Origin of the sequence: Caulobacter sp. (assembly GCF_965279145.1) — a bacterium.
Taxonomy (GTDB): domain Bacteria; phylum Pseudomonadota; class Alphaproteobacteria; order Caulobacterales; family Caulobacteraceae; genus Caulobacter.
Genome location: NZ_OZ257139.1, coordinates 3,859,191 through 3,874,546, shown reverse-complemented (window position 1 = coordinate 3,874,546; position 15,356 = coordinate 3,859,191). Strand labels below are relative to the sequence as shown.

The window sequence follows — 15,356 nt, the reverse complement described above, 5'->3', positions numbered from 1 at the left end:
CGGAGGGAAGCAGCGACCGCCCTTCCCTCCCATCGCAGCCCCGCCTTGAAGGATTGCCGCGATGGCCCCTTTGCCTAAACAAGTTCCACGATCATGAGTTCGACCGCCCGGCCGGACCGGTTCAGGGCCTTCACGCCGCCCATCGATGTGCATGTGTCTCGCGATGTCATGGTGACCCTGCGCGACGGCGTGCGCCTGGCGACCGACATCTACCGTCCCGCGCAAGATGGCGTTCCCCTGCAGTCGCCCCTGCCGGTGCTGCTCGAGCGAACGCCCTATGACAAGCTGGGTGTCAACCACGGCGACCGAACCCGCGACGATCCGGAACCGCGTTCAAAACCCGAACTGGCCGTGGAGTTCGTGCGCGGCGGCTATGTCGTCGCCATCCAGGACTGCCGGGGGCGCTACGCTTCCGAGGGCGTGTTCGAGAAATATCTCGCCGAGGGCGAGGATGGCTTCGATACGATCGCATGGCTAGTCGAACAGCCGTGGTGCGACGGTCGCGTCGGAACGTTCGGGCTCTCCTATGGCGCTCATGCGCAAAGCGCTCTGGCTTGCCTGGCCCCACCGGGACTGGCGGCGATGTTCCTCGATTCCGGCGGCTTCTCCAGCGCCTACCACTCCGGCATTCGCCAGGGCGGCGCGTTCGAGTTGAAACAGGCGACCTGGGCCTACAAGCACGCTCTCCTGAGCCCGGCCACGGCGGCAGATCCAATCCGTCGGAAGGCGCTGGAAGCCCAGGACCTCAAGGCCTGGTTCAAGCGCATGCCGTGGTCAGATGGAGTTTCACCGCTCAGCGCCGCGCCGGAGTATGAGAAATATCTTCTGGACCAATGGCGTAACGGCCTTTTTGGCCCCTACTGGACGCAGACGGGGCTCTATGCTCGCGGCGCCTACGATGTCTATTCGGACGTCCCGATGGTCCACATGAGTAGCTGGTTCGACCCCTATTCGTTGACGGCGACCGAGAACTATCTTGGTCTGACCGAGCGAAAAGCGTCGCCCGTCAAGCTGGTGCTGGGCCCCTGGACCCACGGACAGCGCTCCGTCACGCATGCCGGTGATGTTGATTTCGGTCCTGAGGCAACGCTCGACGGAGCCTTGGCCGAGAACTATGTCGCGCTGCGTCTGGCCTGGTTTGACGCCTGGTTGAAGCCGTCGGGCGGCATCGACCCGTTGCCACCCGTCAAGCTGTTCATCATGGGCGGCGGCTCGGGTCGCAAGACCAGCGACGGGCGACTGGATCACGGCGGACGTTGGCGCGATGAGACCGCGTGGCCCCCGAAAGCTTCCGTTATGACCGATTTTTTCCTGAGGTTGGACGACGACCTATCAACCACAGCTCCCACCGAGCCCGAAGCGTTCGTGGAATATGTTCACGATCCGCTGTCGCCTGTGCCCACCATCGGCGGCGCGCTGGCCTCTGGCGCACCCGTCATGGAAGCGGGCGCTTTCGATCAGCGAGAGGATTCGCGCTTCTTCGGATGCCAGGCGCCCTATCGGGCGCTCGCCGATCGCGATGACGTGCTGGTGTTCCAGACCCAGCCCTTGGCGGAAGACGTCGAGATCGTCGGCCCCGTGACCGCTGAACTGTTTGTTTCATCCGATTGTGTAGACACGGATTTCACCATCAAGCTTATCGACGTTCATCCGGCTTCCCAAGACTATCCCGACGGGTTCGCCATGAACCTCACCCACGGTATTCTGCGGGCGCGCTATCGCCTGAGCTTTGACCATGAGTCACGCTTCGCGCCGGGCGATGTCTATCGGATCGAGATCGAGGCCTTCCCGACGGCCAATCTCTTTCTGAGGGGCCATCGCATCCGCCTCGACGTCTCATCGAGCAATTTCCCGCATTTCGACGTCAATCCCAACTCTGGAGAGCCGGAAGGCTACGGGCGCACTCCCCGTCCAGCGCGAAATCGGATCTATGTCGACGCAACAAGGCCATCGCGCCTGCTGCTGCCGGTCACGGCGCGGCGAGGCGTTGGCCCTCGAAGCGGAGCGGTCGATGAAACTGAACCTGCGTAGTCTCGAGGCCTTCCGGGAGACCATGTTGAGCGGATCGGCCACCGCTGCGGCGGGGCGCATGGGGCTGACCCAGCCCGCCGTCAGCCGCCTGATCGCTCAGTTGGAACAGGACGCCGGCTTCGAGCTGTTCTATCGCGAAAAGGGACGTCTGAGCCCCACACCGGAAGCCCTCATGATCTATGAGGAAGTCGACTTGGCTTTCGGAGGGCTGGAGCGGATCGACGCGCTGGTTCGCGACATCGCCACCTTCAACGCAGGCCTTTTGAAGATCGTGGCGCCACCCAGTCTGTCCGAAGGTGTGCTTTCAACGATCCTGACCCGGTTCCTCGATCGATTCCCCAAGGTCAGGGTGAGCATCGATTCCCGCAGCACCGAAACGGCGCGCAACATGGTCGCCAATCGCACGGCCGACTGTGGGTTCGTGAAGCTCCCCCTGGATCGCGCCGACATCTCAACCTTTACCCTGTCGACCAGCGAGACGGTGTGCGTCCTGCCAACCACGCACCCACTGGCGCGGCACGAATACCTGACCCCAGAACTGCTGCGGGCCGAGCCGCTGGTGCTGCTGGGTTTCGGCACATGGTCGCGCCGACAGATCGACGACGCCTTCCGGGAGCGCGGTGTTCGCCCGGATGTGAAGATGGAAACCCACACTGTCGGCTCGGCCTGCGCCTTCGCCGCCGAGGGCATCGGCATCGCCATCGTCAACGCCTTGATGGCCCGCAACTTTGTCCGCAGCGGCACGGTGATCCGGGTCTTCCGGCCCCAGATCCTGCACGAATACGCCTTCATGGCCTCGGCCCTTGGACCCATGAACCGGCTCGCGGCGGCGCTGCTGGAGGAGGCCCAGACCTATTTTCGGGAACAGGCCGAGGAAGCGCAGAGCCCGGCTCTCATCAGCGTATGAAACGCATCCCGTCGTAGGCTGGCTCGACACCTGCGGGAAGTTTTCGCGCCAAGGTCTCGAAATCGAGATCGATATGCAGGTTGGTCAGGATCGCCCGACGCGGCTTGACCTTGGCGATCCATTCCAGGGTGAGGTCGACATGGGCGTGGGTCGGGTGCGGCGTCCAACGCAGCGCATCGACGATCCAAACGTCCAGTCCCTCCAGCGCCGGCCAGCTCTCTTCGGGAATGGCCAGAACGTCGGGTGTGTAGGCCACATCGCCAAACCGGAAGCCGACCGACCGGATCTCTCCGTGATCCAAGTCGAAACCCTCGACCGAAATTTCGCCGCTCGGTCCGTCTATGCTCCACCTCTCACCATGTGGCGGCAACGAGACCGGGCGACAGATCGCCGGATACCCGCCCTTTGACTCGAAGATGTATTCGAAGCGATGCGTCAGACCCGCTCGTGTCGCCTCGTCCATGTGAGCGGGGATGGGGCGACGCTGGTTCAGGAAGAACGGCCGCAGGTCATCGATGCCATGGGCCTGATCCGCGTGGTCGTGCGTGAACAGGGCGGCGTCGATACGCCTTGCGCCCGCGGCCACCGATTGCAGACGAAAATCGGGAGACGTATCGACCACGACGGTGGTTTCCGCGAGCGGCCCACCCTCTCCCTTCCGGCGCACGAGGATCGAGCAGCGGGTGCGCAGGTTGCGGGGATCGGAGGGATCGCAATCTCCCCAATTGCCGTCCGCTCGGGGCACGCCGCCCGATGAGCCCGACCCCAGGATCGTGAACTCCAGCGGCCCGGTCATGGACGCGGTATCCGGTCGAACAGGCCGAAGAAGGCGTCCTCTGTGCGGGCCTCGGTATCGGCCCGTGTCCAGCCCCGAATCTCGCCCAGCTTGTCGACGATGTGCGGCAGATACGCCGGCTCATTGCGGCGGCCTCGCATGGGAACGGGCGCCAGATAGGGGCAGTCGGTCTCGACGATGATCCTGTCGGCGGGCATGTCGCGGATGATCGCCCTGACCTCCTCGGCCGCCTTGAAGGTGGCGATGCCCGAAACCGAGAACCAGGCGCCCAGCGCCGCAGCGCGCTTGGCCAGTTCCGGACCGCTGGTGTAGCAGTGCATCAGGAACTTGAACGCCCCCCGGGCGTGCTCCTCCTCAAGGATCTCCGCCATCGTATCGTCAGCTTCGCGGGTGTGAACCACCAGCGGCAGGCCTGTCTCGCGAGCGGCGGCGGCATGGGCGCGGAAGACATTGGCCTGAACGTCGCGCGGCGAGAGATCGTAATGGAAATCCAGACCGCATTCGCCGATCCCGATCACACGCGGTCGAGCGGCCAGATCAATCAAGGTCTGGGGCGAGAGGTCCGGGTCTTCCTTGGCCTCGTGGGGGTGCGTGCCGACCGTGCACCAGATGTCGCGCTCGGCCATGGCGATCGCGTGGACGGCCTCAAACGATGAGACCTTGTCGCAGATGGTGACCATCAGCCCGATTCCGGCGTCACGCGCCCGAGCGATCACGGCGTCGCGGTCTTCGTCATACTGGTGGGCGTGAAGATTGACGTGGCTGTCTATGAGCATGGGGCTCACATCGCTGTCTTGGCCGCCGCGCGCAAGTCCGAGATGGCGCTCCAGAAGACATCGGCCCGATCCAGATTGATCGCCTCGGCCTCGCCGGGCCAACGCGTAAGGCGCTCCCAGACCGTCGCCCAGCGATCCAGGGCTGGTGAAGATCCGGTCTTGGCCAGGCGCGTGGTCATGGCGTGAACCTGGTCAGCCAGACGCTCGAACAGCAGCTCAAAGCGCGCGGCGCCTTCGCCTCCACGGAAGGTGTCGGCCATCGCCAAGAGCGCCGCCTCGTCCAAAGCGGGAAGTCCACGCAGGATCTCGCTGGCGGCGTCGTCCATGGCCAGCGCGCCCGAGGAGGCCAGTTGCAGCGCCCGTCCCGGCGCGCCATGCGCCATGCGAGCCAGCCGCTCGGCGTCGCGGTGATCCAGGCCTGACTGCCGTTCGACCATGCTGGCGGCCATCTCAACGCCCGGGGCGGGCACGACCAGACGGCGGCAGCGCGAGCGAATGGTGGGCAGCAGCTTTCCTGGCGCGTTGCTGATCAGCAGGATCACGCCGCGTGGGGGCGGCTCTTCCAGGGTCTTGAGAACGGCGTTGGCGGCGTTGACGTTAAGGTCGTCGGCCGCATCGATGATCGCCACGCGATAGGGGGAAATCGCAGGCGAGTTGGCGAAGAATTCCGGCAGCCGACGGGCTTCATCAACCGGAATGGACTTGCGCGCCTTGCCATCATCGGTGGCGCGCTCAAGCACCATGAGATCAGGATGCGATCGCGCCGAGACCTGTCGACTGACCACGTCCGACGGCGAGGTCCCCAGCACGCCATGCGACGGATCGGGACGCGCGCCGAGCAACCGCCGCGCCATTCGATAGGCCAGCGTCGCCTTGCCAACGCCCTCCGGTCCGGTCAGCAGCCAGGCATGGTGCAGGCGTCCGCGACCGAGCGCGTCCAGAAACGACGCCTCCGCCGCGCCGAGACCTTCCAGATCGTGAACATCGCGAGGATGGGGAGGCGCATCCATCTAGAGATCAAGCCGCGCCGAAACCACGCCCCAGACCGTTTCGAAGACCGCGTCAGGCGTCGCATTGGCCTCGATCACCACGCAACGCTCCGGCTCACGCTGGGCGATGGCCAGAAAGCCGGCGCGCAGGCGTTCGTGGAAATCCAGGCCCTTGGACTCAAAGCGCGCCGCGCCCCCTCGCGAGGCGGCGCGGTCGAGGCCGATCACGGCGGGAATGTCGAAGATCAGGGTCAGGTCCGGAACCGAACCCGACAGGACGTGATCCTCCAGCGCGGCGATCAGCGAGGCCGGCGCATCGCCACCGGCGCCCTGATAGGCGCGGGTCGAATCGGCGAACCGGTCGCAGAGCACCATGGCTCCCCGGTCCAGGGCTGGTCGAATGACTCGCTCAAGATGATCGCGGCGCGCGGCGTACATCAGCAAGGTCTCGGTGATCGACGACCAGCGATCCGCGGGGCCATTGACCAGCAGGTCGCGGATGCTCTCCGCGCCGGGACTGCCGCCAGGCTCACGGGTCAGGACCACATCGAAGCCCGACGCCGTCAGGCGATCGGCCAAGCGACGAATCTGGGTCGACTTTCCAGCCCCCTCCCCGCCTTCGAAACTGATGAATGCGCCGCGTGTCACCGGCTTCAATTCGACCGTATCGCGTCGCTTGTCCAGAGGACTCGCGGTTGCCCGTCAGGGGCGCAGGACCGTCGCGCCGGAATAGCCCAGCGCGGCGACCTGATCGCGCACGGACCAGGCCACGCCCTCATCCTCGCCGGCGGAGACCAGGACGCGATACAGCGTGCCGCCCGACCTCTCCAGCGGCTCGATCATGGCCGATCCGGCGGTCTTCAACTGGGCCACGGCCCGCTCGGCGTTCTCGCGATTGGCGAAGGCGCCCGCCTGGACGCGGAAACCCGACGACCGCACGGGAACGATGTCCTCGCGAAGCGGCTTCGGCGTCGCGGTCTCGCGGGAGGGGATGATCTGGGTGCGCACCGGAGGCGGCTCTGCGGGCCAGACGATCGGCGCGTCCTCGCGGCTCTCCCAACGCGACGGGGCGGAGGGCGGGGCGGCCTCGACATATTGACGCGTGTCGAAGGCGGTCTTGGGCGCTGGGCCGACATAGCGCACCCGGACCCGGGCCACGCCCTGCCGGCGATAGCCCAGCTGATCGGCGGCGGCCTTGGACAGGTCGATTACCCGATCGCCGACGAACGGCCCCCGGTCATTGACCCGCACCACCATCTTTCGGCCGTTGTCGAGGTTGGTCACCTCCACCAGGCTGGGCAAAGGCAAGGTCTTGTGCGCGGCCGACGGCACGTCCATGTCGAAAATCTCGCCATTGGCCGTGCGCCGATTGTGGAACTGCTCGCCGTACCACGAGCCGACACCCTTGGCGTCGTAGTCGGGATCGGCCTGAGGATAGTACCAGACACCCTTGATCTGATAGGGCTTCTCGGTCCCCCTCAAGGGCTTTCCGGAGGGCGAGACCATGGGGCCGCGCGGCGAAGAGCCGTAACCGTGGCCGATATCCAGCTTCGGCTTGGGCGTTGCGCATGCCGTCAGGCTTGCGGCAGCGAGCGCCATCAGGCCCACGCCGCGCATTCCGCGCCAAAGATCACCGCCTACAGCCATGGCCCAGGTCTTTCCGGCGCGGTCGCGCCCTTCCGAGCCTTCATCATGCATCAGTTGTTTTGAAGTCTGGTTAAGGCGCGGACGCGCTGATATAGCCGCCGCTCCGGACAGATGGCCGAGTGGTTTAAGGCAGCGGTCTTGAAAACCGCCGTAGGTGAAAGTCTACCGTGGGTTCGAATCCCACTCTGTCCGCCACACCTTTTTCAACGTCGCGCGGGCCCGGCCGCCCCGATCCGCGACGAGATATTCCCAGGATTCCCATGCCCATTCTCCGTACCGCGCTCTATGGCCAGGCCGATCACGATCTGGCGCCAGTCGCGGCGGACGCCGTCCAGGTTTCACCGCTGATCGCCGGCGCGACGGATCTGACCTCCCTGGATGACGGGTCGCTGGACGCCATGGCGATTCGCGCGCCGGCCGGCGTGGTCGAACGTCGCTTCGTTCTGGCCCACGCGCTTCGCGCCCTGGCCGTTGAAGGTCGCCTGACGGTGTTCGGCCCCAAGGACCGCGGCGGTCTGCGACTGCGCAAGGAACTTGAAGCCTTCGGCTGTGTCGTCGGCGAAAGCTCCAAGAAGCACAACCGGATCTGCGTCGCCCTGCGGCCGGCTGAGCCTGTGGGCCTGACCGAAGCCATTGAGGCCGGCGCGCCCCGTCAGGGCGCTGATGGCCTCTGGACCCAGCCCGGCGTCTTCAGCTGGGACCGGCTGGACCCCGGCACGGCTCTTCTGCTGAAGACCCTGCCCGCCCTGTCCGGAACGGGCGCGGATTTCGGATGCGGCATCGGCTGGCTTTCGAAAGCGATCCTGGCCTCGCCCAAGGTGACCAAGCTGGCCCTGGTCGATCTGGACCGCCGGGCGGTGGATGCGGCCTGCCGCAATATCGATGATCCGCGCGCCTCCTTCCTATGGGATGACGTCCGTCAGGCCGCCCCGACGCTTGGAGCCCTGGATTTCGTGGTCACCAACCCCCCATTCCACGAAACGGGCGGTGAGGACCGGTCTCTGGGCCAGGGCTTCATCCGCGTGGCCGCCGCATCGCTGCGCAAGGGCGGCGACCTGTGGCTGGTGGCCAATCGGCACCTTCCCTACGAGGCCATCCTCAACGAGCATTTCGCCAAGGTTCGTCTCGCCGGCGAAACCAATGGCTACAAGGTCTATGAGGCCCGCAAGTGACCAAGGCGCTGATGGCGCGCCTCGACCGGCTGCTGGCCAATCTGGGCTACGGCAGTCGCAAGGACGTCCAGGCGCTGATCTCCGGCGGCAAGGTCGTGCTGGACGGCAAGATCCTGAAGGATGTCGGGACCAAGGTCGCCGTCACCGCCGATCTCCCCGAACGCATGACCATCCGGGGCGCGCCGGTCGATCCGCCCGCGCCGCTGGTGCTGATCATGCACAAGCCGCTGGGCGTGGTGTGCTCGCACAAGGAGGACGGCGAGCGGATCTATGACCTGCTGCCAAAGCGCTGGCGGATCCGCGATCCGGGCCTGTCGACCGTTGGCCGGCTCGACAAAGACACCTCGGGCCTGATCCTGATCACCGATGACGGCGACTATCTGCACCGGGTGATTTCGCCCAAGCGCCACGTGCCCAAGACCTATCTGGCCACCCTCGACCGGCCTTTGAATGGCTCCGAGGCCGCGCTGTTCGCGGCGGGCGAACTGATGCTGGAGGGCGAGGAAAAGCCGCTGCTGCCGGCGACGCTCGACGTCATCGACCCGCTACACGCCCGCCTGACCATCACCGAAGGCCGCTACCATCAGGTCCGACGGATGTTCGCGGCGACCGGCAACCACGTGAACGCCCTGCATCGCGAGACCATTGGCGGCCTGACCCTGCCGGGTGATCTCGAGCCCAGCCAGTACAGGATACTTCCGGCCGCTGTCGCAGAGCAGGTGTTCGGCGATGGCTGAGCCGATCCTGGTGGATGCGCGCGGCCACCGCTGTCCGGTGCCGACCCTGCGACTGCGGCGGGCGCTGGAAGCAGCTGAGCCGGGGAGCCAGGTGCGCCTGATCTCTGACGATCCCCTGGCGCGTATCGATGTTCCGCATTTTTCGGCCAGCGCCGGGGCGACCGTGATCTCGATCACCGATGAACCCGGCGGCGCGATCAGCTTTCTGGTGTCGAAGGCGCCTTGAGCGTCACGGCGCGAGGGCCTTCGACCAAAGCGCGCGGCCGTTCGTCCAGGGCGATCTCGACCTCGGTGGCCAGGGCGCCGCCCAGGAAGATGGCGTTCACGCTCCACGACAGCCAGATCAGGAAGATGATCACGGCCGAGATCGAGCCGTAGGTCGCGCCCAGATGGGCGACCTTCTCGACATAGAAGGCCGAAGCCCAGGACATGAACAGGCACAGGACCGCCGCGGCGACGCCGCCGGCGATCGACGCGCGCCAGCCGACCGGGACGCGCGACATGGCGTAGCGATAGACCAGCGTCATGCCGATCACCACGCCCAGGCTGGCCCAGGTCCATTCGCTCTGGATCCAGGACACGCCGGCCAGAGGCTGGATATCCAGCGCGCTGCCCAGCAGGCGGAGCGTCAGGAAGACGCCCGACATCACGAACAGCAGGCCAAAGGCCGCGATCAGGACAAACAGCGCCATCAGATTGAAGCCGACAAACCCGCGCTGATCTTCCTCGTCGTGGATGAACGAGAGGCCCGCCAGCAGGGCCTTGAAGCCGCGATGAGCGGCATAGACGCCAATCACCAGGACGACGGCGCTCTGGGCCGAGACCGTCTGTTCCGGCGCATGGGCCAGCCGCGAGAACTCGTCCTCGAACAGCGACCGGGCCTGATAGGGCAACAAGTCGGCCAGGTTGTCGGCCTGGGCCGCGGCCTGTTGCGGCGTCAGCAGCAGGCTGTACGTCCCGATCAGGATCGCCAGCCCCGGAAACACGGCCAGCAGCACGAAGAAGGATACGCCGCCGACATACAGCATCACGTCGCGGCCCCAGATGCGCTGCAGCGCCAGACCCAGGACACGCAGGATCTCGCGCGCCCAGTGGATCGGATCCAGGTCCAGGTCACGCCATCGAATGGGATTGTGGTCTTGCATCGGCCGGAAACTGCCCGCGCCCGGTCCCCGGCGCAACCCAGGTCCGGCATATCGGCGTTTCGCAACGCCAAAGACGCGCCGCCTCAGGGAAGGCGGCGCGTCTCCGCAGGACGGGCCTGAAACCGGCCGCCGCATCGAGGGACGGATGGCGCGACGGCCGGCATGGGACCAAGCTAGAGCCCGCCGGCTGAACCCAGCCTGAACGGCGATGCGGGCTTTTCGGTCATGGTCAGAGCGCGCCGCCGGCCTTCAGGTCGGCGATGGCGTCGGCGGAGAAGCCCCAGTCGGTCAGGGCCGCGTCGTTGTCGCCGCCGATCCGGGGCGGCGGGCCCTGGATCTTACCGGGGGTGGCCGAGAAGCGCGGCGCCGGCGCGGGCTGGATCACGCCGCCCACCTCGACGAAGGTCTCGCGGGCCGCGTTGTGCGGGTGGTTCGGCGCTTCGTCCATGCTCAGGACCGGCGCGAAGCAGACATCGGTGCCGTCCATCAACGCGCACCATTCGTCGCGAGTCTTGGCGGCGATCACGGCGGCCAGCTTGCCGCGAAGCTCCGGCCACTCGTCGCGGCTCATCTGATGCTGGAACTGCGGATCGGAAATGCCCGTCTTTTCCAGCAGAAGCAGGTAGAACTGCGGTTCGATCGAACCGATAGAGATCCACTTGCCGTCGCTACATTGATAGGTGTCGTAGAAGTGCGCGCCGCCATCCAGCAGGTTGGTGCGCCGCCCTTCGTTCCACATGCCGCCGGCCTTGAAGCCGTAGAACATCGCCATCAGCGAGGCCGCGCCGTCGCTCATCGCGCAGTCGATCACCTGCCCCTGGCCGCTGGCCCGGGCGTGGATCACCCCCGCCAGCAGGCCAAAGGCCAGATACAGCGCCCCGCCCCCGAAATCGCCCACCAGGTTCAGCGGCGGGACGGGCTTGTCGGTGGTGCCGATGGCGTCCAGCGCGCCGGTGATGGCGATATAGTTCATGTCGTGGCCGGCGGCCTTGGCGTAGGGCCCAAACTGGCCCCAGCCGGTCATGCGGCCATAGACGAGCTTGGGGTTGCGCTTCAGGGCCACGTCGGGGCCCAGGCCCAGCCGTTCCATCACGCCGGGCCGGAAGCCCTCGATCAGGCCGTCGGCGCTTTCCAGCAGCTTCAGGCAGGTCTCGATGGAGGCGGGATTCTTCAGGTCCAGCGCCACCGACCGGCGCCCCCGCGCGGTCACGTCGGCGGGCGAACCCCGGCCCGCGCCCTTCCGGTCGATGCGCACCACGTCGGCGCCGAGGTCGGACAGCAGCATGCCGCAGAAGGGTCCGGGGCCGATGCCGGCGAACTCGACGATCTTCAGTCCTGAAAGCGGCCCCTGGCCCATGGCGTCCTCCGTATCGACCTTTCAACGCGGTCGTTCGACCGACTTAGAACGGCCCTGACGTTCGGTCATGCAAGGATTAGATCAGGGCGGAGGGTCGCCGGGCGCCCGGCGGCGGCAAGCACGCGGACACGACTTCTCGACCTCGCGCGGAAACCGCCGAGTTGATGGGAAGGGTCGCGGAGCGTCCGGGCCTCGCCCGGAATGTGTGAGTTCTAAGTACCGTTTCGACGAAGACGAACGCTCCGCGTGACCGTTATCCCTCTGGCCGGGGCGCGCGGGTCTCGTTCAACCCTTCACCCCCATCCGGGTTGCCCTCCTCGCGACGGACCCAGCCTTGGGCTGCAGCCTCGCCGATTCCGGAGGACCCGGAACGAACCTTCGGACGGGCGGGGATCTCCGACGAGAGGTCCCCGATAGGCGGGTTTACGTCACCCGCCTTCCTTTAAGCCCAGCCCGGTCCCGCTCACGCGACTCCGGTGGCTCCGCTCGATCACCCCTGACAGCCGCCTCTGGTCGCCGGCCGGACGCCCTTCCCGTGCTGTCAGGTGAGATTGATTATGCGGGCGGTTTGAGCGCGGAGGATTGGCGCGCTCAGTTTATTTTTAGCGCGTTGATTTCATTGATGTCCGTACCGCAAGGCACGGGGATCCAGCGCCGTCTATCCCCATGGTCTGTCGCGCGGGGCGCTCGGCGCGTCATCTGGAGGAGACCAGCCGAGGTTGGGTTATGTGCGGGCTGGACAGGCCTTGCGTCCTTCGAGGCCCGCTGCGCGGGCGCCTTAGGATGAGGTGCTCTTTTACTGATTTCCTTATCCTTAGGTGAGTGCCAGCGGCGAGCCTCGAAGGACGTAGAACGCCGGCCAGCACGTGGGCTCAGAGGATGATGAGACTGTCACGCGCCTGCGGCGTTCCATCCCTATCACCGGCCCAAGCCTCTGCTATGTTGCGGCGTCGAATCTGGTGGTCGATGTCGATCGGGTTCGGCAGGTTTCGGGTCGGAGGTAAGTGTGGCGGTAGACGCCCGGATCCTAATCGTGGCGCGTGACGATCTTCGTGCCGGTCCCCTGGCTGAGGGACTGGACCGTCTTGGCTGGCGAACCATCACCGCGCGCGGCCCCTATGCCGCCCTCGCGGCCCTGGGCGACCTGCCGATCGAGGCGGTGATCGTCGACCTGGCCAGCGCAGGGCCCGACACCCAGTCCCTGGCCCGTCGCCTGAAAGCGGCTGTCGCGCCGCGCCGCCTGCCCGTCATCGCCATAGGCGAGCCGGACGGCGCCCAGATGCAGGCCTTCGACCTGACGCTGTCGCCGCCGCTGCATCCCGCCCAGGCCGCGCTGCGTCTGGAATCGCTGGTGCGCACCGCCATCGCCGAGGAGGAGTTCGAGCTACGGCTGGAAACCTTCGGCGAGCGCGGCCGACGCATGGATCTGCCCGAGCCCCAGCCCTCGCCCTTCCGGATCCTGGCCGTCGGCGAACCCGCGCCACAGTTCCTGGCCCTGTCCAACGCCCTCAAGCGCAGCGGCGCCGAGGTGGTGGGCGCCTTCACGGCCTACACGGCCTTCGACTATCTGCACGAGCGGGCCTTTGACTCGGTCGTGCTGTGGGCCGGCGACAACCAGCAGGAAGCCCTGTCGATCGCGGCCGGCATGCGCCGCAACACCCGCCTCTTCCACATCCCGGCCATGCTGTATCTGAAGGCTGAGAGCTATGTGACCATGTCGGAGGCCTTCCATCGCGGGGTGTCGGACGTGGCCTCGCCCGAAACGCCCGAGGTCGAGACCGCCCGCCGGGTGATGGAGCTGGCCCGCAACTATCGGCGCGGCGAATCGATTCGCGGCGCGCTGGAGAAGGCGCGCAGTTCGGGCCTGATGGACGCCGCCACCGGCCTCTTCACCCGCGACCTGTTCGCCGCCCACCTGGCGCGCCTGACCAGCGCCGCGCGCGAGCGAGCCCGGCCCCTATCGATCTGCGTGCTGCGGGTCGCCGACAAGCCCGAGACCGTCTGGGCCCGTCAGAACGGCTGGCTGGACCGCGCCATTCCGCAGATCGGCTCGATGGTCGGTCGCCTGGTCCGGGTGGAAGACACCGCCGCCCGCCTGGCGCCAGAGGTCTTCGCCCTGGCCCTGCCCGCCACCAACCAGAACGCCGCCCGCGCCGCCGCCGAGCGGATCGCCGCCGTGATCGGCTGCACCGCCTTTGACGCCGGCGAGGACCGCCCGCCGTTCGTCTGCGAGTTCGACATCGGCGTGGCCCAGATCGAAGGGGGCGAAGGCGCCGTGAAGGCCCTTGAACGGGCGGCGGCCCGGGCTCTGCAACGCGAAGCCAGCTGAGGACGGCCATGGACCAGCCGATGATCGTGGACGTGGTCGCCGATGTGGTCTGCCCCTGGTGCTATCTGGGCTGGCGGCGGATCAAGACGGCTCTGGCGATGCGGCCCGACCTGAAGGCGACCGTCGTCTGGCGGCCCTATCAGCTGGATCCGACGCTTCCCGAGGACGGCGTCGATCGCAAGGCCTACATGGCCGCCAAGTTCAAGGATCCGGAGCGGCTGAAGGCCTCGCACGACGCCCTGGTCGCGGGCGGCGCGGAAGACGGCATCGTCTTCAATTTCGGCGTCATCGAAAAGTCGCCCAACACCAACGCGGCCCATCGCCTGATCCGCTGGGCCCTGACCGCCGGGGTTCAGGACGCCGTGGTCGAGGCTCTGTTCGAGGCCTATTTCACGCACGGTCGCGACATCGGCGATCCCATGGTGTTGGCAGACATCGCCGAGCGCGCGGGCATGGAGCGCCTTGTGGTGCTGCAGCTGCTTTCGGAAGGCGCGGACAAGGAGTCCGTGACGCGCGAGCACAGCATGGCGGTGCAGGGCGGCGTGACGGGCGTGCCCTTCGCCATTTTCGCGGGCAAGGTGGCGGTCGTCGGCGCCGAGACGCCCGAACGCATCCTGGAGGCCATTGACCAGGCCTCCGGCGCGGGCGCCTGAAAAGCTAGGACAGCCGCCCCTCCTCGGCCAGCAGACGGGCGGCGGCGTCGAACCCCGCCCAGGCCGCCGCCGCCAGGGCCCCGCCCACGCTGACACGACGCACGCCGACCTCGGCCAGGGGAGCGACGCTCTGGCCCGGCGAGGCCATCAGCACGTTGACGGGTTTGGGCGAGACCGCTCTGACGATCTGCTCAACGGCCGCGACCTCGATCACGCCCGGCGCATACAGGCAGTCGGCGCCCGCCTCCGCATAGGCTGTCAGGCGATCAATCGTCGCCGTCAGGTCCTTGCGCCCGATCAGGAAGCCCTCCGTGCGCCCCACCAGCACCACGTCCTGGGCCGAGCCGTCGATAGCCGCCCGCGCCGCCCTGATCCGCTCGACGGCAAGGGACGGTTCATAGAGATCCCGTCCCACGCGATCCTCGATCGATAAGCCCGCCACACCGGTCTCGACCGCCAGACGCACGTTGTCCGCCACACCTTCGGGGGCGTCGGCGAAGCCGGCCTCGAAATCGGCGTTCACCGGCAGATCGGTGGCGGCGCAGAGCATCCGCAGATGGTCGAGGACCTGGTCCCGGGTGAGGCCGCCGTCATCGGACCCCAGCGCCCAGGCCGCGCCGGCGCTAGTCGAGGCCAGGGCCTTGAAGCCAAGCTTTTTCAGCCGCACCGCGCTGCCGGCGTCCCAGGGGTTGGGCAGCACGAAACAGCCCTCGGCGTGCAGGGCGCGGAACGCGGCGCGACGGGCGGTGAAGTCAGTCGATGACATGGCGTTCTCCAGCAAGGTCCCTCTCAATAGTCACGCCCGGCGCCCGATCGT

15 protein-coding genes and 1 tRNA gene are annotated in these 15,356 nt (G+C 66.9%); 8 read left to right on the top strand and 8 right to left on the bottom strand.

The window, feature by feature from the left end; translation table 11 throughout:
• The first annotated feature begins 93 nt into the window (after positions 1-93).
• Positions 94-2,031: a CocE/NonD family hydrolase gene (locus tag ACQY9P_RS18090; RefSeq protein ID WP_421737840.1), complete on the top strand. Its 1,938-nt coding sequence runs from the start codon at positions 94-96 to the stop codon at positions 2,029-2,031.
• Positions 2,012-2,938, top strand: a complete 927-nt coding sequence (locus tag ACQY9P_RS18085; protein WP_421737841.1) for a LysR family transcriptional regulator — start codon at positions 2,012-2,014, stop codon at positions 2,936-2,938. The genes ACQY9P_RS18090 and ACQY9P_RS18085 overlap by 20 nt, the downstream gene beginning before the upstream one ends.
• Here the strand turns inward: ACQY9P_RS18085 and ACQY9P_RS18080 are convergent.
• From ACQY9P_RS18080 to ACQY9P_RS18060, 5 genes are read right to left on the bottom strand one after another with little or no spacing between them, the layout of a single operon-like run.
• Entirely contained in the window at positions 2,928-3,734 is an 807-nt protein-coding gene (locus tag ACQY9P_RS18080) for an MBL fold metallo-hydrolase (RefSeq protein WP_421737842.1), read from the bottom strand. The two genes, ACQY9P_RS18085 and ACQY9P_RS18080, sit on opposite strands and share 11 nt — an antisense overlap.
• Positions 3,731-4,519, bottom strand: a complete 789-nt coding sequence (locus ACQY9P_RS18075; RefSeq protein WP_421737843.1) for a TatD family hydrolase — start codon at positions 4,517-4,519, stop codon at positions 3,731-3,733. The genes ACQY9P_RS18080 and ACQY9P_RS18075 overlap by 4 nt, the downstream gene beginning before the upstream one ends.
• The gene (locus ACQY9P_RS18070; protein ID WP_421737844.1) at positions 4,516-5,520 is read right to left on the bottom strand and encodes a DNA polymerase III subunit delta'; all 1,005 of its coding nucleotides are present in this window, start codon (positions 5,518-5,520) and stop codon (positions 4,516-4,518) included. The genes ACQY9P_RS18075 and ACQY9P_RS18070 overlap by 4 nt, the downstream gene beginning before the upstream one ends.
• Positions 5,521-6,147: a dTMP kinase gene (tmk, locus tag ACQY9P_RS18065; protein WP_421738301.1), complete on the bottom strand. Its 627-nt coding sequence runs from the start codon at positions 6,145-6,147 to the stop codon at positions 5,521-5,523.
• 54 nt (positions 6,148-6,201) lie between these two features.
• Positions 6,202-7,197 carry a septal ring lytic transglycosylase RlpA family protein gene (locus tag ACQY9P_RS18060; protein ID WP_421737845.1) on the bottom strand — a complete coding sequence of 332 codons (996 nt, stop codon included), beginning with the start codon at positions 7,195-7,197 and terminating at the stop codon, positions 6,202-6,204.
• 54 nt (positions 7,198-7,251) lie between these two features.
• Here ACQY9P_RS18060 and ACQY9P_RS18055 point away from each other — a divergent pair.
• The 4 genes from ACQY9P_RS18055 (at position 7,252) to ACQY9P_RS18040 (ending at position 9,281) form a co-directional block, all read left to right on the top strand.
• A tRNA-Ser gene (locus tag ACQY9P_RS18055) sits at positions 7,252-7,341 on the top strand.
• 65 nt (positions 7,342-7,406) lie between these two features.
• Positions 7,407-8,318 (top strand): class I SAM-dependent methyltransferase, encoded by a 912-nt coding sequence (locus ACQY9P_RS18050; protein WP_421737846.1) that lies wholly within the window; start codon positions 7,407-7,409, stop codon positions 8,316-8,318.
• The gene (locus ACQY9P_RS18045; RefSeq protein WP_421737847.1) at positions 8,315-9,055 is read left to right on the top strand and encodes a pseudouridine synthase; all 741 of its coding nucleotides are present in this window, start codon (positions 8,315-8,317) and stop codon (positions 9,053-9,055) included. Before ACQY9P_RS18050 ends, ACQY9P_RS18045 begins: the two co-directional genes overlap by 4 nt.
• On the top strand, positions 9,048-9,281 hold the full coding sequence (locus ACQY9P_RS18040) for a sulfurtransferase TusA family protein (protein ID WP_421737848.1): 234 nt from the start codon (positions 9,048-9,050) through the stop codon (positions 9,279-9,281). Before ACQY9P_RS18045 ends, ACQY9P_RS18040 begins: the two co-directional genes overlap by 8 nt.
• On the opposite strand, the gene ACQY9P_RS18035 is transcribed toward ACQY9P_RS18040, so the two are convergent.
• Positions 9,253-10,200, bottom strand: a complete 948-nt coding sequence (locus ACQY9P_RS18035) for a YihY/virulence factor BrkB family protein (protein WP_421737849.1) — start codon at positions 10,198-10,200, stop codon at positions 9,253-9,255. The genes ACQY9P_RS18040 and ACQY9P_RS18035 overlap by 29 nt on opposite strands.
• A gap of 229 nt (positions 10,201-10,429) precedes the next feature.
• The gene (locus ACQY9P_RS18030; RefSeq protein WP_421737850.1) at positions 10,430-11,557 is read right to left on the bottom strand and encodes a CaiB/BaiF CoA transferase family protein; all 1,128 of its coding nucleotides are present in this window, start codon (positions 11,555-11,557) and stop codon (positions 10,430-10,432) included.
• Between the two features lie 1,006 nt (positions 11,558-12,563).
• Between ACQY9P_RS18030 and ACQY9P_RS18025 the strand changes: the two genes are divergently transcribed.
• Positions 12,564-13,886 (top strand): diguanylate cyclase domain-containing protein, encoded by a 1,323-nt coding sequence (locus ACQY9P_RS18025; RefSeq protein WP_421737851.1) that lies wholly within the window; start codon positions 12,564-12,566, stop codon positions 13,884-13,886.
• 8 nt (positions 13,887-13,894) lie between these two features.
• Entirely contained in the window at positions 13,895-14,539 is a 645-nt protein-coding gene (locus ACQY9P_RS18020) for a DsbA family oxidoreductase (protein WP_421737852.1), read from the top strand.
• A 4-nt stretch (positions 14,540-14,543) separates the two neighbouring features.
• On the opposite strand, the gene ACQY9P_RS18015 is transcribed toward ACQY9P_RS18020, so the two are convergent.
• Complete coding sequence (locus tag ACQY9P_RS18015; RefSeq protein WP_421737853.1) at positions 14,544-15,305, bottom strand: isocitrate lyase/PEP mutase family protein; 762 nt, start codon at positions 15,303-15,305, stop codon at positions 14,544-14,546.
• Positions 15,306-15,356 lie beyond the last annotated feature (51 nt).

What these genes read in the sequence shown, in the direction of transcription:
- ACQY9P_RS18050 (WP_421737846.1), top strand. Translation starts at nt 7,407, where the DNA reads ATGCCCATTCTCCGTACCGCGCTCTATGGCCAGGCCGATCACGATCTG.
- ACQY9P_RS18090 (WP_421737840.1), top strand. Translation starts at nt 94, where the DNA reads ATGAGTTCGACCGCCCGGCCGGACCGGTTCAGGGCCTTCACGCCGCCC.
- ACQY9P_RS18030 (WP_421737850.1), bottom strand. Translation starts at nt 11,557, where the DNA reads ATGGGCCAGGGGCCGCTTTCAGGACTGAAGATCGTCGAGTTCGCCGGC.
- ACQY9P_RS18060 (WP_421737845.1), bottom strand. Translation starts at nt 7,197, where the DNA reads ATGCATGATGAAGGCTCGGAAGGGCGCGACCGCGCCGGAAAGACCTGG.
- ACQY9P_RS18035 (WP_421737849.1), bottom strand. Translation starts at nt 10,200, where the DNA reads ATGCAAGACCACAATCCCATTCGATGGCGTGACCTGGACCTGGATCCG.
- ACQY9P_RS18040 (WP_421737848.1), top strand. Translation starts at nt 9,048, where the DNA reads ATGGCTGAGCCGATCCTGGTGGATGCGCGCGGCCACCGCTGTCCGGTG.
- ACQY9P_RS18085 (WP_421737841.1), top strand. Translation starts at nt 2,012, where the DNA reads ATGAAACTGAACCTGCGTAGTCTCGAGGCCTTCCGGGAGACCATGTTG.
- ACQY9P_RS18020 (WP_421737852.1), top strand. Translation starts at nt 13,895, where the DNA reads ATGGACCAGCCGATGATCGTGGACGTGGTCGCCGATGTGGTCTGCCCC.
- ACQY9P_RS18070 (WP_421737844.1), bottom strand. Translation starts at nt 5,520, where the DNA reads ATGGATGCGCCTCCCCATCCTCGCGATGTTCACGATCTGGAAGGTCTC.
- ACQY9P_RS18080 (WP_421737842.1), bottom strand. Translation starts at nt 3,734, where the DNA reads ATGACCGGGCCGCTGGAGTTCACGATCCTGGGGTCGGGCTCATCGGGC.
- ACQY9P_RS18015 (WP_421737853.1), bottom strand. Translation starts at nt 15,305, where the DNA reads ATGTCATCGACTGACTTCACCGCCCGTCGCGCCGCGTTCCGCGCCCTG.